Source organism: Nonomuraea sp. NPDC002799 (assembly GCF_053592075.1).
In genome coordinates, this window is sequence record NZ_JBSFVA010000032.1 from 84734 (window position 1) to 103847 (window position 19114).

26 protein-coding genes and 1 tRNA gene are annotated in these 19114 nt (G+C 69.3%); 13 read left to right on the forward strand and 14 right to left on the reverse strand.

What is annotated here, in order from left to right; translation table 11 throughout:
* Positions 1-281: 281 nt before the first annotated feature.
* Positions 282-1493 (reverse strand): cysteine desulfurase family protein, encoded by a 1212-nt coding sequence (locus tag ACWD0F_RS39780; RefSeq protein WP_449885958.1) that lies wholly within the window; start codon positions 1491-1493, stop codon positions 282-284.
* Between the two features lie 366 nt (positions 1494-1859).
* Positions 1860-2861 carry a selenide, water dikinase SelD gene (gene selD, locus ACWD0F_RS39785; protein ID WP_449886067.1) on the reverse strand — a complete coding sequence of 334 codons (1002 nt, stop codon included), beginning with the start codon at positions 2859-2861 and terminating at the stop codon, positions 1860-1862.
* A gap of 15 nt (positions 2862-2876) precedes the next feature.
* Between selD and ACWD0F_RS39790 the strand changes: the two genes are divergently transcribed.
* The 4 genes from ACWD0F_RS39790 to ACWD0F_RS39805 all read left to right on the forward strand — a co-directional run bounded on the left by ACWD0F_RS39790 (position 2877) and on the right by ACWD0F_RS39805 (position 6405).
* Positions 2877-2970, forward strand: a tRNA-Sec gene (locus tag ACWD0F_RS39790).
* Positions 2971-2991: 21 nt separating this feature from the next.
* Positions 2992-4272 (forward strand): L-seryl-tRNA(Sec) selenium transferase, encoded by a 1281-nt coding sequence (gene selA, locus ACWD0F_RS39795; RefSeq protein WP_449885961.1) that lies wholly within the window; start codon positions 2992-2994, stop codon positions 4270-4272.
* Positions 4263-5999 carry a selenocysteine-specific translation elongation factor gene (gene selB / locus ACWD0F_RS39800; protein WP_449885964.1) on the forward strand — a complete coding sequence of 579 codons (1737 nt, stop codon included), beginning with the start codon at positions 4263-4265 and terminating at the stop codon, positions 5997-5999. Before selA ends, selB begins: the two co-directional genes overlap by 10 nt.
* Positions 5962-6405, forward strand: a complete 444-nt coding sequence (locus tag ACWD0F_RS39805; RefSeq protein WP_449885965.1) for a rhodanese-like domain-containing protein — start codon at positions 5962-5964, stop codon at positions 6403-6405. Before selB ends, ACWD0F_RS39805 begins: the two co-directional genes overlap by 38 nt.
* 10 nt (positions 6406-6415) lie before the next feature.
* Here the strand turns inward: ACWD0F_RS39805 and ACWD0F_RS39810 are convergent, their stop codons facing one another.
* The 4 genes from ACWD0F_RS39810 to ACWD0F_RS39825 all read right to left on the reverse strand — a co-directional run bounded on the left by ACWD0F_RS39810 (position 6416) and on the right by ACWD0F_RS39825 (position 9614).
* Entirely contained in the window at positions 6416-6838 is a 423-nt protein-coding gene (locus tag ACWD0F_RS39810; protein ID WP_449885968.1) for a spore-associated protein A, read from the reverse strand.
* A 260-nt stretch (positions 6839-7098) separates the two neighbouring features.
* Positions 7099-8835, reverse strand: coding sequence for an AfsR/SARP family transcriptional regulator (locus ACWD0F_RS39815; protein ID WP_449885971.1), 1737 nt, complete (start codon positions 8833-8835; stop codon positions 7099-7101).
* Between the two features lie 17 nt (positions 8836-8852).
* Complete coding sequence (locus ACWD0F_RS39820; RefSeq protein ID WP_449885974.1) at positions 8853-9407, reverse strand: hypothetical protein; 555 nt, start codon at positions 9405-9407, stop codon at positions 8853-8855.
* Positions 9408-9425: 18 nt separating this feature from the next.
* On the reverse strand, positions 9426-9614 hold the full coding sequence (locus ACWD0F_RS39825; RefSeq protein WP_449885976.1) for a hypothetical protein: 189 nt from the start codon (positions 9612-9614) through the stop codon (positions 9426-9428).
* A 109-nt stretch (positions 9615-9723) separates the two neighbouring features.
* Between ACWD0F_RS39825 and ACWD0F_RS39830 the strand changes: the two genes are divergently transcribed.
* Both ACWD0F_RS39830 and ACWD0F_RS39835 read left to right on the forward strand, forming a co-directional pair.
* Entirely contained in the window at positions 9724-10236 is a 513-nt protein-coding gene (locus ACWD0F_RS39830) for a SigE family RNA polymerase sigma factor (protein WP_449885978.1), read from the forward strand.
* Positions 10229-10969 carry a hypothetical protein gene (locus ACWD0F_RS39835; RefSeq protein WP_449885980.1) on the forward strand — a complete coding sequence of 247 codons (741 nt, stop codon included), beginning with the start codon at positions 10229-10231 and terminating at the stop codon, positions 10967-10969. Before ACWD0F_RS39830 ends, ACWD0F_RS39835 begins: the two co-directional genes overlap by 8 nt.
* A 1-nt stretch (position 10970) precedes the next feature.
* On the opposite strand, the gene ACWD0F_RS39840 is transcribed toward ACWD0F_RS39835, so the two are convergent.
* Genes ACWD0F_RS39840 through ACWD0F_RS39850 form a run of 3 tightly spaced genes read right to left on the reverse strand, consistent with a single transcriptional unit; the run spans position 10971 to position 12653 of the window.
* Positions 10971-11492 carry a hypothetical protein gene (locus ACWD0F_RS39840; RefSeq protein ID WP_449885982.1) on the reverse strand — a complete coding sequence of 174 codons (522 nt, stop codon included), beginning with the start codon at positions 11490-11492 and terminating at the stop codon, positions 10971-10973.
* A 7-nt stretch (positions 11493-11499) separates the two neighbouring features.
* Positions 11500-12000: a hypothetical protein gene (locus tag ACWD0F_RS39845; RefSeq protein ID WP_449885985.1), complete on the reverse strand. Its 501-nt coding sequence runs from the start codon at positions 11998-12000 to the stop codon at positions 11500-11502.
* Complete coding sequence (locus tag ACWD0F_RS39850; protein WP_449885987.1) at positions 11997-12653, reverse strand: hypothetical protein; 657 nt, start codon at positions 12651-12653, stop codon at positions 11997-11999. The genes ACWD0F_RS39845 and ACWD0F_RS39850 overlap by 4 nt, the downstream gene beginning before the upstream one ends.
* Before the next feature lie 353 nt (positions 12654-13006).
* Here ACWD0F_RS39850 and ACWD0F_RS39855 point away from each other — a divergent pair, with 353 nt between their 5' ends.
* The 6 genes from ACWD0F_RS39855 to ACWD0F_RS39880 all read left to right on the forward strand — a co-directional run bounded on the left by ACWD0F_RS39855 (position 13007) and on the right by ACWD0F_RS39880 (position 16258).
* Positions 13007-13531: a hypothetical protein gene (locus ACWD0F_RS39855; RefSeq protein WP_449885988.1), complete on the forward strand. Its 525-nt coding sequence runs from the start codon at positions 13007-13009 to the stop codon at positions 13529-13531.
* Between the two features lie 8 nt (positions 13532-13539).
* Positions 13540-14091, forward strand: coding sequence for a hypothetical protein (locus ACWD0F_RS39860; protein WP_449885991.1), 552 nt, complete (start codon positions 13540-13542; stop codon positions 14089-14091).
* Positions 14092-14125: 34 nt separating this feature from the next.
* Complete coding sequence (locus ACWD0F_RS39865) at positions 14126-14686, forward strand: TlpA family protein disulfide reductase (RefSeq protein ID WP_449885994.1); 561 nt, start codon at positions 14126-14128, stop codon at positions 14684-14686.
* Positions 14670-15077: a twin-arginine translocation signal domain-containing protein gene (locus tag ACWD0F_RS39870; protein ID WP_449885997.1), complete on the forward strand. Its 408-nt coding sequence runs from the start codon at positions 14670-14672 to the stop codon at positions 15075-15077. Before ACWD0F_RS39865 ends, ACWD0F_RS39870 begins: the two co-directional genes overlap by 17 nt.
* A 75-nt stretch (positions 15078-15152) precedes the next feature.
* Entirely contained in the window at positions 15153-15722 is a 570-nt protein-coding gene (locus ACWD0F_RS39875; RefSeq protein ID WP_449886000.1) for a hypothetical protein, read from the forward strand.
* Positions 15723-15853: 131 nt separating this feature from the next.
* Positions 15854-16258: a hypothetical protein gene (locus tag ACWD0F_RS39880; protein ID WP_449886003.1), complete on the forward strand. Its 405-nt coding sequence runs from the start codon at positions 15854-15856 to the stop codon at positions 16256-16258.
* Positions 16259-16320: 62 nt separating this feature from the next.
* Here the strand turns inward: ACWD0F_RS39880 and ACWD0F_RS39885 are convergent, their stop codons facing one another.
* Genes ACWD0F_RS39885 through ACWD0F_RS39895 form a run of 3 tightly spaced genes read right to left on the reverse strand, consistent with a single transcriptional unit; the run spans position 16321 to position 17879 of the window.
* Entirely contained in the window at positions 16321-16827 is a 507-nt protein-coding gene (locus ACWD0F_RS39885; protein WP_449886005.1) for a hypothetical protein, read from the reverse strand.
* Positions 16828-16860: 33 nt separating this feature from the next.
* Positions 16861-17394 (reverse strand): MauE/DoxX family redox-associated membrane protein, encoded by a 534-nt coding sequence (locus tag ACWD0F_RS39890; RefSeq protein WP_449886007.1) that lies wholly within the window; start codon positions 17392-17394, stop codon positions 16861-16863.
* Positions 17391-17879 (reverse strand): hypothetical protein, encoded by a 489-nt coding sequence (locus ACWD0F_RS39895; protein WP_449886010.1) that lies wholly within the window; start codon positions 17877-17879, stop codon positions 17391-17393. Before ACWD0F_RS39895 ends, ACWD0F_RS39890 begins: the two co-directional genes overlap by 4 nt.
* On the opposite strand from ACWD0F_RS39895, the gene ACWD0F_RS39900 reads away from it, so the two are divergent.
* Positions 17878-18141: a hypothetical protein gene (locus tag ACWD0F_RS39900; protein ID WP_449886012.1), complete on the forward strand. Its 264-nt coding sequence runs from the start codon at positions 17878-17880 to the stop codon at positions 18139-18141. The two genes, ACWD0F_RS39895 and ACWD0F_RS39900, sit on opposite strands and share 2 nt — an antisense overlap.
* Here ACWD0F_RS39900 and ACWD0F_RS39905 read toward each other — a convergent pair.
* Positions 18117-18611, reverse strand: a complete 495-nt coding sequence (locus tag ACWD0F_RS39905) for a hypothetical protein (protein WP_449886015.1) — start codon at positions 18609-18611, stop codon at positions 18117-18119. The two genes, ACWD0F_RS39900 and ACWD0F_RS39905, sit on opposite strands and share 25 nt — an antisense overlap.
* The gene (locus ACWD0F_RS39910; RefSeq protein ID WP_449886018.1) at positions 18608-19114 is read right to left on the reverse strand and encodes a hypothetical protein; all 507 of its coding nucleotides are present in this window, start codon (positions 19112-19114) and stop codon (positions 18608-18610) included. Before ACWD0F_RS39910 ends, ACWD0F_RS39905 begins: the two co-directional genes overlap by 4 nt.

Here is a 19114-nt window from a genome sequence, read left to right on the forward strand (position 1 = left end):
CAGCGGCCGCCGGATGGCAATGATCACTTGCAAGTGTCAAGGCCGAGTCGTCGGCAACGGCCCGTCGAAATGTTCAGCCTGCCGAATCAGCGGCGCTCCAGCATCACTCGAACAGGTGAAAACTCGCCAGCCTGTTCGTCGACTTCCAGCAGACCGTCGAGGACCGCGCCCGGCAGTTCTCGGACGCCTGGCCGGGACAGACGTCGGAGTACGCGCACGCGTACTTGCTGCCAGAACGACGCCCCCTGCGGGGTGGGTTCACGCTGGACCGGTCGGCGTGGTCAGGTGGCGGCCTTGATCAGTGCGGTGGCGGCCGTCTCGATGTCGGCGGGCGTGCTCCACCGGCCCAGGGACAGCCGCACCGCAGCGAGGGCGCGATCGGCGTCCAGGCCCATGGCGGTCAGCACCGGCGACGGGGTGTGGGTGCCGCTGTGGCAGGCCGATCCGGTGGAGGCCGCGAGCTGTGGCGCCGCCGCGAGCAGGTCGTGGCCGAGGACGCCGTCGATGCTGACGTTCAGCGTGTTGGGCAGCCGCTCCTGAAGGGGGCCGTTGAGGTGCACTCGGCCGGGCAGGCCGTCGGCCAGCCTGCGGTGGAGGTCGTCGCGCAGGGCGGCCAGGCGGGCGGGCTCGCCGTCGGCCAGATCGCGGGCGGCAAGGTCGGCGGCGGTAGCGAGCGCGGCGGCCAGGGAGACGTTCTCGGTGCCGGCGCGCAGGCCGTGCTCCTGGCCGCCGCCGTAGACGATCGGCTCCAAGGCTACGCCGTCGCGGACGTACAGCGCGGCGATGCCCTTGGGCGCGTACATCTTGTGCCCGACCACGGTGAGCAGGTCCACGCCCAGCGCCTCGACGTCCACGGCGATCTTCCCGACGGCCTGGGCGGCGTCGCAGTGCAGCAGTGCCCCATGCGCATGGGCCAGGGCGGCGAGGTCAGGAAGCGGCTGCAGGGCACCGGTCTCATTGTTGGCGGCCATCACCGACACCAGCACCGTGCCCGGGCCGCTTCCGTCGTCCGTGTCGGCTGTCTGCAGGGCGGCGGCCAGCGCGGCGGGGTCGACCACGCCGTCGCCGCCGACCGGAAGCACCGTCACCCGGGTCTGGTGCAGGCGTTCCAGGGCACGGCAGCTTTCCAGGACCGCCGGGTGCTCGGTGGCCTGAGTGATGACGTGCGGGCGCGGGCGGAGCGCGGCGAGGACGGCGCCGCGCAGGGCGAGCAGGTCGGCCTCGGAGCCGGAGGCGGTGAACACGATCTCGTGCGGGCGGGCGCCGATCAGGGCGGCGACCTGCTCTCGGGCCTGTTGCAGCGCTGCGCGGGGCCGCCGGCCGTAAGGGTGACCGCTGGAGGGGTTGCCGAACAAGTCGCTCAGATGCGGCAGCATCGCCTCGCTCACGCGAGGGTCGACGGGGGTGGTGGCGTTGTAGTCGAGGTAGACGGGCCCGCCGGCCAATGCCGGATGCGAGACAGGCTGTGAGGCGGGACGGGTTGCGTCAGCCATTCAATCCTCCATCAATCCGTGGAAGATCGTATTTGAGGGAATGGCCGTCCGCGACCTTCCCCGCCCGTGGCGGCGAGTCGACCAGGGCCCGGCGGTTGACGACCGCCGGTCGCGCCGGCGTTGTGACCCCGAGGCCCGTGCGGTCCCCATCGTCGGCTCCGACGGCTCGGCGGGGGATCGAAGGGCATCACCGCCGTTAGCAAGATCGGCACCTGCCGGTGCCGATCTTGCGAACGGCCACTACGCCGTCCATCGGCCGCATCGCTGCGGCGATGGTCACGCTCCGCCGTGGTGCTCCGGGATGCGCTCGGCCCGCTGCCGGACAACGAGAGCCCGGCGCCGATCGTACGCGGGCCGGATCACTGCCTATTTCACGATCAGGATGTGTTCGCCGCGAGGGACGAGCTCACCTATCACCGGAAAACCTGGGATCTCGCCCGCGACGAGCAGGCCGCCGGAGGTTTGTGCGTCGGCGAGCAGAAGCCGCTCGTCCTCCGGCAGGTCACGGAAGTCGCAGTTGGGGGCGATCCAGTCGAGGTTGCGGCGTGATCCGCCGCTGATGAATCCGTCACGGATGGCCTCCCGGGCTCCGTCCAGATACGGCACCGCGGCACTGTCGACGACGGCGGAGACGCCGCTCGCCCTGGCGAGCTTGTAGAGATGGCCGAGCAGGCCGAAACCGGTGACATCGGTGGCGCACACGACCCCCGCGGCCAGCGCCAGCCGGGAAGCTTCGCGGTTGAGCGTCGTCATGGCGGCGACGGCTTCCGGGAAGACCTCCCCGGTCGCCTTGTGCCGCGTGTTGAGCACCCCGATCCCGAGAGGTTTGGTGAGGGTGAGCGGGATGCCGGGTGCGCCGGCGTCCACCCGCAGCAGGCGGTCCGGATCGACGAGGCCGGTGACGGCCAGCCCGTACTTGGGATGGGCGTCGTCGATGCTGTGGCCCCCCGCGAGATGACAGCTCGCCGCCTGCGCCACCGCCGATCCGCCGCGCAGCACCTCGCGAGCGAGTTCGAGGGGCAAGACGTCGCGGGGCCAGCCGAGCAGGTTCAGGGCGATGACGGGCTCGCCGCCGACGGCGTAGACGTCGGAGAGCGCGTTGGTGGCCGCGATCCTGCCGAAGTCGTACGGATCGTCGACGACAGGCGTGAAGAAGTCCGTCGTCGCGACGATGGCCTGACCGTCGCCGTTCACCTGGAGCACCGCGGCGTCATCGCCGTGATCGATGCCCAGCAATAACCGGCCCGAGGCCGGAGGAAGAGAGGCCGGGGAGAGGCCGGCGACCAGAGTCTCCAGCTCGCCTGGAGGGATCTTGCAGCTACAGCCGCCGCCGGTGCCGTATTGCGTAAGTCTGATGTTGTTCACCAGTCTATGATCTACTTCGGAGGCGTTTAGGAGTCTGGTGATCCTCCTGGTCTTCAAAACCAGTGGCGCCGAGCATCTCGGCGCGGCGGGTTCGATTCCCGTCCGCCTCCGCTGATCAGGGGATGGTTTGCGAGTGGATCGACGCAGTTCTGTACCGCGGACCGACGTCATGCTGGCCGAACCTCGGCTGGCCGCCGCGCAGCAGGCCCTGGGCCGTGACCTCGTCAAGGCCGCGGTGGCGAACGCTCAGCAACGGGTCCGCGAGGGCTCGACCGACCCCGGCGACGCTGTGGACGCCGCGCTCGCCTTCCTGCCGGTGACCGCCAGCGGCCTCAAAGGCGTCGTCAACGCCACCGGTGTGCTCGTCCACACCAATCTGGGCCGGGCTCCGCTCTCCCCCGCCGCCGTCACGGCGGTCGCCGCGGCCGCCGGCTACACCAACGTCGAGTTCGACCTCGCCGACGGGCAACGCGCCCGCCGTGGCCGGACCACCCTCGCCGCGCTGGCGCGAGCGATCCCCGAAGCGCCGGCCGTGCACGTGGTCAACAACAACGCGGCCGCACTCGTGCTCGCCACCACCGTGCTCGCGGCGGGCAAGGAGATCGTCATCAGCCGCGGCGAACTGGTAGAGATCGGCGACGGATTCCGCCTGCCCCAACTACTGGAATCCGCCCAAGGCCGGCTCCACGAGGTCGGCACCACCAACCGGACCACCCTGCGCGACTACCAGAACGCCTGCGGCCCGGACACCGGCTTCATCCTCAAGGTGCACCCGTCCAACTACCGGATCGAGGGCTTCACCTCCGACGTCCCCATCAGGGACCTGGCCACGATCGGGCCACCCGTGGTGGCCGACATCGGCTCCGGGCTGCTGCGCCCCGAACCACTGCTGCCCGGCGAACCGGACGCGGCCAGTGCGCTGCGCCAAGGAGCGGCGCTGGTCACCGCCAGCGGCGACAAACTCCTCGGCGGCCCTCAGGCGGGCCTCCTGCTGGGCGAGAGAGATCTCGTGGAACGGCTCCGCCGCCACCCTCTCGCCCGCGCGCTGCGGGTGGACAAACTCACCCTGGCCGCGCTGGAGGCGACCCTGTGCGGCCCGCCACCACCGGTGCACCGCTCACTGCACACGAGCGTCGGCGAGCTGAAGGAACGCGCGGAACGCCTCGCCCGACGGCTCGGCGACCACGCGGAAGCCGTGCCGACCATCGCCAGAGTCGGCGGCGGAGGCGCACCGGGCGTCGAGCTGCCCAGCGCGGGAATCGCCATCGACGAGAACCTGGCCGCACCTCTGCGCTCCTACGATCCCCCCGTGATCGGCCGGATCACCGGCGGGCGGCTGGTGCTCGACCTGCGTGCGGTGGAACCCGGCCAGGACGAGATCATCGCCGCCGCCGTAGAGCACTTATGCACGTGATCGCGACGGCCGGGCACGTGGACCACGGCAAGTCGACGCTGGTCCGGGCGCTGACCGGCATGGAGCCCGACCGCTGGGCCGAGGAACGCCGCCGCGGCATGACCATCGACCTCGGGTTCGCCTGGACCACGCTCGGGTCAGGTGAGCGGATCGCGTTCGTCGACGTCCCCGGGCACGAGCGGTTCGTCACCAACATGCTGGCCGGAGTGGGACCATGCCCCGCGGCGATGCTCATCGTGGCCGCCGACCAAGGCTGGCAGGCCCAGTCGGCCGAGCACCTGGCGGCACTCGACGCTCTGGGCGTACGGCACGGCCTCGCGGTCATCACCCGGGCCGACCTCGCGGATCCTGAGCCTGCCTGGAAAGAGACGCACGGCCACCTCCAGCAGACGGGGCTGGCGGGGATCGACAGCGTCGTCGTCAGCGGGCGGACCCGGCAGGGGCTCGACGAGCTGGAGGCCGCCCTGGCCCGGCTCGCCGCCGGGCTTCCCGAGCCGGACACCGAGGATGCCGTCCGGTTGTGGATCGACCGGGTGTTCACCATCACGGGGGCCGGGACCGTCGTCACCGGAACCCTGACCAAGGGGACGCTCCGCGTCGGCGACGAACTGGAGACGGGCGGGAACCGGGTCAGAATCCGGGGACTCCACACACTCGGTGAGAAGGCGGAGCAGGTCTCCGCGACCGCCCGCGTCGCCGTCAACCTCCGGGGCGTCGACCGTGACGACCTGTCCCGCGGCATGGCGCTGGTGACACCGGAGGCATGGATGCCGGCCCAGGTCATCGACGTGCGGCTGAATCCGGCCATGGACCAGCGGAGGGAGGCGGCGGTTCTCCACCTTGGATCCGCCGCCGTTCCCGTCAGGATCCGCGCGCTGGGCTCTGACACCGCCAGGCTCACCCTCAGCCGTCCCCTGCCGCTCAGGACGGGTGATCGTGGCCTGCTCCGCGACCCCGGCAAGCGGGAGATCGTCTCCGGATTCCGGGTGCTGGACGTCCGTCCCTCCGCGCTGCGGCGCCGGGGTGCCGCGGCGGCCAGGGCGGCAGCGCTCGGCGAAGTGGCTCTTCCCGACTCCGCGGCCCTGCTGCGCTGGCACGGCCTGCTGACGGGAAGTGAACTCAGGGCGATGGGATGCCCTCCCGCCGGGTCGCCGGTGACCGGAGACTGGTACGCCGACCCGGAGCACTGGTCGTCGCTGACCCGCCGTCTCGCCGACCACGTCGCGCGACGGCCCGCGCTCGATCCAGGGGTCACCGTGGACGCCGCCGCCCAGCTGCTCGGGCTGCCCGACCGCCGACTCGCCGAAGCACTTGTCCTACCGCCGCTGGTGATCGAGGGCGGGCGCATCCTTCCCGTCGGCAGGTCACTGCCGCCCGCGATCGCCCAGGCGGTCGCGGAGCTGGCCGCCGACCTTGCCGAGCGCCCCTTCAACGCCCCCACCGCCGAACGCCTGGACGAACTCGGCCTCACAGGCAAGGCCCTGGCGGCCGCGCTTCGTTCGGGCGCGGTGATGTCGATCGGCAAGAACGTCGTGCTCATGCCCGACGCGCTGGACCAGGCCGCGGACACGCTCGCGGGACTTCCCGCACCTTTCACCGTCAGCGACGCACGGGTCGCCCTGGCCACCAGCCGCCGCGTCGCCCTACCCCTCTTGGAGTGTCTCGATGTCCGCGGAATCACCCAGCGCATTGACAACGACCGCCGCGTACTCCGCCCACGCGGCTGAGGTCGACCGGCTGCTGACACAGGCGCGTGCGGGGCTCCAGCGGCTGCGGCCCGCGGAGGCGTGGGCCGCAGCGGGCCGGGGCGCGAAGATCGTCGACACCCGGCCCGAGCATCAGCGCAGGGCCGCCGGAGAGATCCCCGGAGCCGTCGTGATCGAACGCAACCACCTGGAGTGGCGGCTCGACCCCACGTGCGAGTCCCGCATTCCCGAGGCGGACTCCCGTCACATCCAGTGGATCGTGATCTGCGCCGAGGGGTATTCGTCCTCGCTGGCCGCGGCGGCGCTGCGGCAGCTCGGGCTGGACAACGCCACCGATGTCATCGGCGGGGTCGACGCCTGGGTGGCGGCCGGCCTGCCGACGGTCCACCTCCCCCGGCCCACGGCGCCGCGCGGGCCGGGAGAGTGAACTCCGCGGATCAGGTGCAGTGCTCCCAGCCGCTCAACGTCTGGAAGGTCTGGCCCGTGTAGTCGGAGAACCTGCCACCCCACTGAACACACTTGTTGTTCGCGTACGCCCGCACCGGACCGGCATATTGCTGGTATTGGCCGCTGTCACGGTGGATGGTGGACGAACCTGCCACCTGAAGGCGTGCCTCGGTGAAGGTCGAGGTGCCCGCTCCTCTGCTCTTCATCGCAACGACGCAGTTGTGACCGTTGCTGCCGTTGTAGAGCAGGTAATAGGTGCCCCAGGGAGAATCCGTCATCTGGTCGATGATCTGATAGCCGGATCCGCAGATGCCCTGCGGCGTTGCCGCACCGGCGGGCAGGGCGGGTGCTGCGAGGGCCGCGCCGAGCGCGGTCACCACAGCAGCGCGAACGAGGACACGGGGAACAGTCATGAGGAAAGAACCTTTCGCTGATCATCCACAGTGAGAAGCGGTGGGCGGCGTGCTCATGGCGCGCTGAGCGCAACTGCCGGCCGCACGGCGTTCTTCGGCCTGGTCGGACGTCTGGTGTCGGATTAACGATCACTGTGCGGTCCGCAGAAGGTCAAGGGATCATGGAGCCGAAAATCGGACTTCAGGCACATCACCGGACATGGAAAGGCAGCGGAAAGGCAGCGGGAAGTCATGCGGCCGGCTCGCGGGCCCTGAGCTGATCAGGCGGACGACCGTCGCCATCCACCAGCGTACGCAGGGTAATGGTTCGTGCCCCATTCGCATCGGAGTCGTACGCTCTCCCTCTCGCCCGCGTATTCAGGAAGATCCGCCACGAACCGGCGGATGGGAGCGAGGATCCGGTAACAACGGCCGGACGGATAGTCGACGGGCTGCACGAAGGACTGATCGACGAGCCCGATGAGCCCGCGGACGACCTGGCTCTCGGTCAGCGTCGCGCACGCGCAGCAGGTTTCGGCCTCGGCCAGGCTGAACTCGCCCGGCAGCCGGACCAGGCGGGTCAGCAACAGCGCTTCCCTCTCTCCGAGAGCGCGATGCGCGTGCGAGATCCGCTCGGCGAGCGTGGTGCCGGTGGCGTCCCCGCCGTCGAGCAGCATCCGGCCGTCCCTGGCCAGGACTCCGGCCAGGTTGTCGGGGGTCAGCGTCCTGAGTAACGAGGCCGCGATCTCGATGGCACTCGGCAGACCGCCGGTCTGGTCGAGAAGGGAATCGACCCAATGGCGGTTCTCCGGGGCGTGGTACCCGCTGGGCAGGAACGAGGCGGCGCGGCTGATGAGCAGTTCCTCGGCGTCCGCGGCTTCCAGCGGGCCCAGCGTCTGCGTGGTCTCTCCCGGCATGCCGAGGACGCGGGAACCGGTGCCGAGCACGACGAGTTCGGGCGACGATGAGATCAGAGACTGAATCGCCGCCTTGACGTCCGCTACCCGCCCACCGTATCCATCGACTACGAGGACGTGCCGGCCACGCCCCGGCGGGAGCACGCCATCAACGTTGAACGCCTGGGTCTCCAGGTCGACGACGGTGACGGCGCACTCCAGCCGGACCGCGGCCGTGGTCGCGGCCGCCAGCGCGAGCACCGACTTGCCGGCCCCCGGCGGTCCGGTCAACGTGACGACGCGGGTGCGGCAGAGCTCGTCGGTCAGCGACTTCAGGGCCTGCCTGCGGCCGATCAGAAAGCTCGGATGGCGGCCGTCTTCGGAATCGGACGTGATGACCGGCTCCTTCAGCACCCGCTGATGGGCCAGCATGAGTCGGCTGCCTGGGCTTATGCCCAGTTCGGCGGAGAGCCGCCGCCTGATGCGATCGTAGACGGACAGGGCCGAGGCCAGCTGCCCCATGCCGGACAGGACCTCGATCAGCAGCGCATGGGCCTCTTCGTCCATCGGGTCGGCCCGGCACGCCGTCCAGAGCAGCGCCTTGGCCGCCTCCAGCCGGCCGCTCTCCATCGCGGACTTCGCGTACCTGCGCACCACCGCCTGGCGCTCGGCCAGCAACGTCTCGATCAGCTCGGTGTCGACCCGGTCCTCGGGGACGTCCTCGAACGGACGTCCCCGCCAGAGCGTGAGCGCCCGGTGCAGATTCTCCTCGGCACCATCCGAGTCGGACGTCAGAGCGCGGAACTCGATCAGATCCGTGGTGCCCTCGCGCAGGTCCAGCCGGTACCCGCTCACACCCGTGACGAGGACGATGGAGCCGCCCGTCTGCTCCTCCAGCCACCGGCGCAAGCGGTGGACCGTGAGATGCAGGGTGCCCTTCGGGTTGGCGGGCAGGTCCTGCTCCCAGATCGTGCTCATGAGATGGGCCGACGGAACGGGCTCGGGGGCCTGCGCGGCCAGCGCTCCCAGGAGTGCCCTGACGACCGGGGGTCTGGGGCTGATGACTCCCTCGGGCGATAACAGCCCCACAGTGCCCAGTACGCCGATGGAGGCCGCAGTCATCTGCTTCCACTCTCCTATCACGTTCCCGAGATGACGATGACGGCGAGCGCGCAGGTCATGCTGAGCCAGCATCCGGTGAGTATGACCATCTTGCGAGCCGCGAAGTCACGATCCCAGTCGGCCGCGTTACCACGCCGGACAGCAGACAGGACCATGATCGCACGGCCCACCCCGAAGCAGAAGCCTGCGATCGGCGCCGTCCACCAAGGGGCGGCCAGCAGAATCAGGCTCACCAGAACATAGGGCAGATGGGTCGGCATGAATGTGCGCAGACCCGTCCCCATCTCGAACCCGAACTGCAGCGCCCCGCTTCCGTCCGAGCGGGCGACGATGCTGCTGGGCACCTGCCTGGCGTTCTGCGGCAGCCGGAAGGGCAGCAGCTTGACGTCGCAACCGAGCGCGAGCAGGACGAGCCCGAGCATCAGTGGCATCGTCCAGGAGGCAGGAATCAGCGTGTGCGTCACCGCTGCCGGGAACAGCAGGAGCAGACCTGTCGCGGTGCCGCCGAGAAGCAGCCCGCGGTTGAAGTAGACGACGTTCTTCGTTCCCCGCCAGACCGACGAGGTCAGCAAACCCGCTGAGTTATGGCTTCAAACCGAACCGGACGTCGAGTACCCGGCGACCACGCCCGCCGCCCCGATGGCGACGAGCGCGACCGCCGGTCCCGTCAGAAGAAGGTGGGCGAGCACGCTCGCCCCCATGGCCGCCAGGGCCACCGCGAGGCCGGTAGTCACGGGCGAGCCGCGCCAGCCGTGCCGGATCCCCGATGTGAGCGTCATGCGATCATCATCACCTGCCGTGCTTTCCGACCTCTTTCCCCTTCCTTTCCTCCTGTCATCTCTTGCGTAAGACGTTCAACCTTGGGGCTGGCTGAGGCGTTATGTCTACGTGGAGAGTCCTCCGGCCGGCTCAGAAGACGAGTTCAAGGCGTTCGTGGCGGCGAGCGGGCCACGCTTGCTCAAGTTCGCCGTGCTCGTGTGCGGCGACCGCGGCGACGCCGAAGATCTGCTCCAGGACGGCCTGGAGCAGGTGTGGCTGCGCTGGTCCCGGCTGCGCGAGCAGGAGCCGGAGGCGTACGCGCGGCGCACGATGCTGAACCGGGCCACGACCTGGTGGCGCTCGCCCTGGAGCAGACGCCGCTCCCGGGACGACGTGGAGTTGCGGGCGGGGACCGACGAGTTCGGCAGGTCCGACGATCGGGACGTGGTGCTGGCGGCCCTGCGGCGGCTGCCCCCTCGCATGCGGGCGGTGATCGTCCTGCGGTACTGGCTCGGTTACACGGAAAGCGAGGCGGCCGCGCACCTTGGCGGCTCGGTGGGCTCGGTGAAGAGCCAGGCATCACGTGGACTGCAGCGGCTGCGGGCCGATCTGAAGACGTCGATGGGAGTCACTGATGCGTGAGATGGACCTGCGGGAAACGCTGGACCGGGCGATCGAGGACACCGTGCTCCCCACAGGGATCGGCGAAAAGGTCATCACGGGTGCCCGCGCCAGGCGGCGGCGCTCACGAGTGGCGGCGGCGGGCCTGGCGATCGTCGCGGGCGTCGCCGCCCTGGCCGTCCCCCTCGTCCTCATCCCGGTGACCTCGTCTCCCCTTGCGGGCACCACCTCGGTCTCCGTCTCCGCGCGGCCCCCGGTGGACCCGCTGGGCCTCCTAGGCGCCCAGCTGGGACGCCCGCTCGGCCCGTCCGACGCCCTGGTGTACGGCGAAGCGGGGCCGGAGGTCCTGGTCGTCCTGTCCAAGCAGGCCAATGAGGAGGAGCGCAAGAGGGGAGGCAAGGCGGCCGCGCTGTGGGCGGCTACGGAGGGCACGCAGTTCCGGCAGGTCAGCGACTATCTCTCCTACGATCTCGGGTGCGAGCAGGGCGACGAGGTGTGCGAGAGGACCCGCCCGTCGGGACTGGGGTTCGCGGCTGTACGCGTGACGCAAGGCCGGGTCTTCGTGATCGTCGCGATCGCGCCCGGCCGGAGCACGACCGTGACCACCCCGGAAGGGGAGAGCACGGCCATGCGCGTCTCGGGAATCGCTGAGACGCGCACGGCACGACCGTGGGAGATCGAGATCAGGGTCTCCACTGCGGACGGGACGAGCTATGTCCTGCCGCTACCACCAGGAGGCGTCGTCGAGGGATGACTCAGGCATACTTGTACTTGCAGATCGTGGTGTAGCCGCTCGCGCTGGAACCTGACACCCACTGGTCGAACTCGCCGTCCCAGCAGTTCCACTTGCCGGCGCTGCTCGACCAGTACCACCCCGCGGCGCCGCCGCAGGCCGCGACCCAGTTGTAGTCGTACCAGTAGGAGCTGCCAGAGCCGCCGGTGTCGGTGCGGTGGTAGTGGTCGCTGGCGCAGTGGGTCGACGAAATCGAGGTACGCCCCCAGCACGGGGTGTCGCCGGACACGCTCACGCCCATGCAGTGCGAGGCGTGCCGGGTCGTCCTGGTGACGGCGAAGGCGGGCATGCGGTCCGTGATCCACGCCAGCGAGGTCATCGCCAGCGCGGTGCCGCCGACCATCGCCGTTCGGAGGAAGGTACGCCGGCCCGGCGCCGGCAGGGACAGCGCGGCCGCCCGCCTGGGGGCGGCGGCGGGCCGCGGCGTCTCGCGGCCCGCTCGTGGGACGCCGGAGATGACGGGAATCTGGTCGAGCATGCTCATGCTGGCTTCACTTTCCTCGGATGGCGGAGGTCGCCGGCTCCAGGAACGGCTCGCACACCGCGTGCAGCCCTTCGACGGAGCCGATCGGTTCGGCGGACAGCAGCGCGCCCTGGTCGTCGAAGACGAGCAACGCCGGCTGATAGGCGATGAGGAACGGCGAGGACAGTTCCCTGGCAAGAATCACGTCCGTTGCGCCACGTTCCTCCCATTTGGGCGAATCGTCCATGCTGACCACCATCGTGCGGTTGCCGACGACGTTGAGCCGGGCCGCGAGCTCGGCCCAGTCCGTGAAGACCTGCTCGCAGGTGGAACACGTGGACGTCAGCGCCAGCACCAGGCTCCGGCGCCCCGGGCCGCGGGCGGCCAGCTCCGGGTTGAGCTGGCCGGCGCCCGGCCCGCGTCCCTCCTGCAGCTCCCGCAGTTTGCCGAGCAGGCCGGCGTACCCGAGGGCGAGCAGGAGGATCGCGACCCACGCCAGCACGAGCCCGGCGGACAGGATCGCGGTCATCGGCCCCACTTGATCTCGAGGGACTGGAGCAGCTCCTCCTGGCTCGCCTTGGTGACCCAAGGGAGCCGATTGAGGCTGTCGTTGACCAGAGCGACGGAGCTGGCGCCGGCGTGCAGGTACTTGCGTCCCCGTTCCTTGCCGTCGACCTCCATGCTCTTGACCCAGACTCGGCCGTGATCGACCGCCAGGCCGTCCTGGTCCTCGGGGAGGAGGCCCTGGGCGTCCTCTGCGGGGTAGAAGGAGATCTTGCCGGCGTGCGTGTACTTCATGCCGTACAGGCCCCACATGACGATGTCGCTGCCCGGCTGCGGGGTGACGACCAGGCCGTCCGGGGTGTCGGTGATGGACAGCTGGTCGAGCAGGCCGGTGATGGTGCCCAGGTCTGGGGAGGGCGTGGCCCCGCCCAGGTGCAGCACGTGATAGGGGCCCTTCCACGCCGCCGTCCAGCTCTCCTCGGTGGCGTCGAGCATGACGACCAAGGGCTGCGCCCGATAGACGATCTGCTGCTTGACGGTCATCTTGAGGGCCGTCATGGCGCCCTCGGCATAGCCGGGCCCCGCCACCCCCAGACCGACTGCGATGGTCTTGCTCGTGAGCCGCATCTGCCACTGCCAGTCGCCCTGGACGCTCTCACTGCGGCAGGAGAGCGTCACCCGGCGGCGTCGGGCGCCAATGCGGTCTGGGTGTGTGTCGGAGCGGGCATGTCAGTGGACCCTCCTCGTAGCGGCTGCCACCGATGATCCACGCACGGGCTTTCCGCTCGATTTCCGCGGCCTTCCATCCCCTCCTGGCCGCCAGGGCTCAGGCCCGCCTCCAGCCCGACGCGAACCTCATATCGCTTGAGCGCCACCGCACACAAGAGTTTGTTGTAACGCGACGATCCCTATGTTTAACTGTTGATCAGTACCCGCGTTCGCCGGTCTCGCGGAGTTCCCGACTTCATCCATCAGCCCAATTCTGTGCGTGCACCATGGCATATCCCATTGCCAAAGCAGAGCGGAGTCGTATGGACACAGTCCAGCAAAGTCAACCGATCGGAACGCTTCGAATCCGCCGGGCGCAGAAACTCACGGAGTTATCCGCCCGGCTCAATGCGGACACCGCGGAGCCGGTGACCACCGTTGTCACCAGATACGCTCCCGAATTCCTGCTCCAGATACAGGTCGGCTCACCGGCCCTGGCGGACATGCTGAAACAATGGCACGCCGAGACGCCGAAGAAGACGACGAAGACCGCCACTCCCGCGCAAGACACGGCCGCGCCCCCCGCAGTGGATCGCCACGCGAGCCCCGGAGCGTCCTACCGCGCCGGCGACGTGGTCCTGTGCACCGGCGCCGACGGGAAGTTGCCGGCCAGTCCGCAGCTCGCCGTCTTCCTCTCCGACGTCAGCAGCATCCAGCCCGAAGCGCCGGTCGTCGGCCACATCGAGGACCTCGCCGCACTCCGCCAGGTCGCCGCGGTCGTCGCCACGAAACCGGCCGCCGACGAACTGCTCATCACACAGGTCACCACGACTCTCGTCGTCCTCTGACGCGCCCTATGACCTCTTATCTACTCGCTCTGCTGGCGTCCGCCCCGCTGATCGCCTCGGCCCTCGCCAAGAGCTGGGACTGGGTCTGGGGCGAACGCCCCCGCGGGATCCTGTCCACGCCGGTCGATCACACGCTGACCCTCGCACAGGCGCTCGTCGTCCTCGCCTTCGTCCTGTCGGGCGAACCCGCCGCCCTGTACGCCGTCTCCGGCCTGTACGCGGTGATGGGCCTCGCCGTTCTGTGGTTGCGAGCTCGGCGCGGCCGGGCCGACTGCGGTTGCTGGGGCCGGTCCCGGTCGGGGCGTCTCGGATTCCCCCTGGGCTTCGTCAACCTGGCTCTCGCCGCGTTCGCCTGCGGCGTGGCCTACACCGCCGAAGCCTCTCCCGACCTGGCCGCGCGGGTTCTCGTGTTCGGTGCGATGGCGATCGTGCTCTTCCACGCGATGGTGATCATGCCTGTCTACCGGCCGGTGCTGCGGACGTACCGGCTCCGGGCCGACCGCTATCGGCCCTGGTTCCAGGGCTTCCCCGACCTGAGACCCGCCGACCGCGACGCGTGAAAGGAACCAGCGAGACATGTCTACCTTGGGCATAGTGATCGTCGCTGTCTGCCTCATTGCGACCGCTCTCAACCTGATCCTCACCGCCGTGCTGTTCCGGCAACTCGGGCTGATGGTGATGGGCAGCGCCAGAGGCGCCGACGACAGCGGCATCTCCGTCGGCAGGAGACTGCCGGCACTCGACCTGATCGACGCGCGGACCGGCGCCGCGGTGGACGTCCACGACCAACGGCGGCCCCAGCTCGTCTTCTTCGGGTCCACCACCTGCCACGAGTGCGCGGAGATCTACCCGGACATCCGATACCTCGAAGACCACCACGACCTGCGGGTCGTCAACTTCCTGTTCGGTTCAGATCTCGCGGACATCGTCGCCTACGCGGGCGAGCGCGGGATCAAGGGCCCCGTCGTCGTCGCGACGGAGGATCTTGCCACAACGTTCGATGTCGAGGTCAGCCCCTTCGCGTTCGTCGTCGACCAACGCGGACTCATCGTCTCGAAGGGGCTGCTCAACAGCCGCGGACGACTCATCGACATGCTCGCCCCGGTTCAGCGGGTCGACTTCGACAAGGAGGCGGTACGTGAAAACGTCGCGTGACGAGAAATTCCAGTTAGGCGCCGCGAAGGCCACGAGACGGATCGGGCGGCGCAAGTTCCTCGGCAAGTCGGGCGCCGTGGCGGCCGCCGTGGCCAGCGTCGTCATGGGGGTGAACGCCAAGCCCGCCTTCGCCCACGGCACCTGCTATCCGCCCTACGGCAAGTACTGCTCAGGGTGTGGCGCGAGCTCCTCCTGCCCGAGCGGCAAGGTCACCTGTACGCCCTCCTACGACCGTGGCTGCGGTGTCTGCCCCTACAGCAGCGGCTGGTGGTACACCGGCACGAGCCCCAACCGGCACAGGTGCCGGGACTGCGTCTCCAACATCATCGGCCCCGTCGCCTGCAGCGGCACTTACGTCTGCGGCTGCAAGTCGACGACCCACTATTCCTGAAAGGCGTCCGTGACGTATTTCACGATTGTTCTCGCCGGTGTCGCCGGTGTGCTCTCTTTCGCCACCGCTTGAGGAATGAACGCCGCCGGCACGCTGTATGCGTCGCCACGTAACACCATTCCCAGATTCGTCGGTGGATTGGCCATCGGCGCCGGATTCCTAGCTGTTGTGGTGGTGTCGCTGTCCGCCCTTTCGTGGTTGCTGCCACTGAATCAAGGCCCGCGGAACGTCGCGGTCGCCGTGGTCCTCGGCGCATTCACCGTCAGTGAATGGGTGGGCGGCCCGCATCGGAAGATGTCTTTCCGATGGCTGGTGCCGACCGAGTTCGTCAACATGAACAATGCCGACGCGGTGACGCGCTGGGGAAGAGCTCTCGGTTTCGGGTTCCTGACCGACGCGCCGTACGCCGTGTTCCATGTCGCTCTGGCCATTCCCGTGGTGACCGGCGACGTGTTCCTGGCTCTCACGGCGGTTCTGGTATTCGTGAGCGCCCGGGCGATCCCGTATCTGGTGGCGCCGATCGGCCGCAACGCCTCGGAGATCGGCGACTTCGAGATTCGGGGGCGAAGCGTGGTCTTCCGGGCGGCGCGGGTGTTGTCGCTCACCGCGTTGACCGTGACGTTCGCCTGGGTTCTGGTGCTGTGAGCCGCCCGGCGCGGGCGATGGCCGCCGCGATGGCCGCCGCGGCCATCGCCGGCTGTGCCCAAGACCAGGCCGGTAGGCCATCGGCCGCCCCTTCTGTCGCCCCTGGGGGCGACTGCCCCGTAACCCGTACCGTGACCCGGCCGACCGCCCTCGGCGGCGACACCCTCGGCGAGGGCCCGGCCCGGCCGGTCATGGGGCCTGTGCTGGAGTACACCTCAGCCGAGCCGGGCACACTGTTCGCCGGCAGCGGCTGGGGTGGCGCGAAGGTGCTCTGGTTCGTCGCGCCTGACCTGCGCGATCCCGTCGTCATCAAGGGGCGGCGGCTGGACGGCGACAGTCCCGTCGCGTTCGACGGCACGCAGGGCGAGCAGCTCAGGAACGAGATCGTCATCCCGCCGGATCCGCGGGCCGAGGATTGGCGCGACCGTCCCAGCTACGTCCGGCTGAAGGCTCCCGGTTGTTACGCGTTGCAGATCGACACCCCGGACGGGTCCACGGTACTGGTCTTCAAAGCCGTCGGGCCCACCGTGTCCTGAACCCGGCGCCTGCCGATGATCACATGTGCCCGATTACCGACCGCTTGCCTGCCCTCGTGACACTAGGACGTCATGGTGTCCAAATGGGTGCGCGCGGTCTCCGCGAACAGCTGAAGCTGCGTATCGGAGGCTGTGCCGCCGAGCACGATGAACCTGTCCTTCGACATCGCCGCCACCTCGACCTCGCCGTCGTGGCGCGCGACGTTCTTGGGTCCCGCCACAGAATCGACGCTGCCGACCGCGCCGCACTCCGCATGGAAGGACTTGAACGCGTCCATGGCGTCCACCCCGCTTACTACGACCTGCGTCACTGTGGCCCCGTCCGTCGCCGTGAAGGATCGCCACTGGGTCACGGCCTCCGTCGGCGCTATGACCTGTTTCCCGCAAGGCACCAGGTCCGCGTCCAGGTCGTGCCACGTCCCGTGCGACGTGCCCGCGACCGTCCACGCGCGGCCGTCCTTGAGCTGGCCTGGTTCGAGGAGGAGCGAGGGAGGATCGGCCTTCCGCGCCGTCGCCGTGCCACAGGCAGTGCAGAGCAGCGCGATAATGATCACGATCATGCGGTTCATGCCTGGTCCTCCCCCGGGGGTTCGTCAAAATGATTACCGCCCGTGGGCCGCGGAGGTTCCCCGAAGATCGGCCACCATGCCGGCAATGATCAGGAACCCCGCTGCGAAGGCGGCCAGCCCGCAGGCGAGCAGCCGCACGCCCAGCTCAGCCGGTACCGGCGGCCACCCTCCGACGACCGGTGCCGTCGCCAGAGCCAGCAGTACGGCGCGGCCGACCTTCACCGCCGACACCGGGCTGGTCTCATCGAGGCACCCGCACGGCACCCTGCCCCTACGCCGCAGCAGTACGGCCAGGTAGACGGCCAGCGCCAGGTACCAGAGCGCCACGGCCGCGGCGGCGAACCGCAACAGTCCGGCTTCTCCGGTCACCCAACCGGCCAGTACGGCGGCACCGGCCAGGCCCTCGGCAGGGCCGATCAGCGGCGTAAGCCGTACCAGGAATCCAGGAAGCAGACCGTGTGCTTTGACCACCGCGTTCAGGTTGCCGCGGCGGCGCACCGCGGCAACGACCAGCAGCACGGCGCCCGCCAGCGCGAAGCAGGCGGGCAGCGTGTCATAGACGCTCATCTATAGAGTCCTAGGAGCGCAATCGACAGCAGGAACCCGGTGGCGCACAGACGCCCCACCCATGCCGTCGAGGCCAGCAGATTCGTGTCCCACTGGCGCGGGTCGCCGCTGAGCGCGCGGGAGAGCGGCATGAGTACCCTGCCCATCCCGAAGCCCAGCCCGGCCAGCAGCCCCGGCCCCAGTCCTCCGGCCAGCACGATGACCAGGACGAGCAGCTGGGGCAGCGCCGTCGGAGTGAAGGTGCGCACACCCGTACCCATCTCGAAGCCGAACTGCAGCGGTCCGGCGAAGTCGGCGCGAGGGATGACGTCCTGCGGCACGAGCCGGCGGTTCTGCGGCAGCGACAGCGGCCGCCCAGCCAGTTCGAAGAGCATGATGACGATGATGACCGGCACGAGCATCCACAATCTCACCGTTTCCGGGATGATTGAGGCCAGCCCACCGAGCGCCCCAGTGATGAGCCCGGCCAGTAGCGCGCCGAGCATGAGTCCGATGCTGAACACCGGCAACTTACCTCGCCAGACCGACGAGGTCAGCAGGTCCGCTGAGTTAAGGCTTCAAACGGAACCGGACAGCGAGAACCCGGCCGTCACCCCCAACAGCGCCCAGGCAAGTGGGGTGAACGACGGGGTCCAGACCTGGTGGGCGGCCACCACCAGGGCCGTGCTCAGCGCGATGCCGAACGCGACCCGGGTGGCGGCGAAGGTGTTGCTCATCCTGCGCTACAAGGCCCAGGAGCAGATGTAGAAGTAGGTTCCGCCGCAGGTGGCGACGTTTCCGTCGGCACAGCGGTACTTGGTGCCGCTGTGCGTCCACCGCCAGGCGTTCCTGTCGGCCAGGCTGCCCGCACCGCACGCCTTGATCGCGTAGCTGTTGTAGCAGGTGCCGGAGGAGCGCAGGAACCAGCCGTCGGAACCGCAGTAGCTCCTGGAGTAGGTGGCGCCGACGCAGGCCTTGGTGTTGTTGTTGTAGCCGCTGTTATTGCTGTAGCCGGCACAGTCGGTGTACTCGTTGCCCACCGCCGCATAGGCGCTGGTGTTCCTGCCCGGCAGGGCGGACAGCACGTTCAGGGCCAGGGCGCCGCCCAGCACGCCCATGGTCTTGAAGACGGTGCGGCGGGAGGGAGCCGACCAGCTCAGGCTGGGGCGCCCGCCGGTGTCGGGCTCGTCTTCCACGGAGGGCACGTCGGCCCAGTAACGGTCGACATCGACTGTCATGCGCTTGACCTCTCTGAGGGGCTGACGGCGAGGAAGGCGTCGAGGTCGTCGTCGGAACCGACGACCCTGCGCCATTCCTCTGTCCCGTCGGCGGAGTACTTGACCAGCGTCGGGGTGGCGCCGACGGCGATCTTGCCGAGCAGGGCGGCGTCGATGACGGGCAGGACCTGGCTGTCGGCCACCCACTCGGCGCAATGGTCGGCGGAGGCCAGCAGCACAGCGTGCGCGGGCAGGTCCGGCCCTGCCACGGCGGCGAGGTGGTGGGCACGCTCCACGCAGTTGGGGCAGCGCTCGGACACGACCAGGACGAAAGTGGGCAGACCGTCGTCGGAGCCGAACCTGGTCACCGATCTGACAGCAGGCGCGGCCGGCGTGGCCGCCTGCGCCTGGAGCAGCTTGCTCTGCAGCTCGCGAACCATGTTCAGCAGCGCGGCGAAGGCGAAGAACAGCAGCACCGTTCCCAGGAAGGACAGGACCGCCAGCGAATCCAGGAAAGCTCTCAT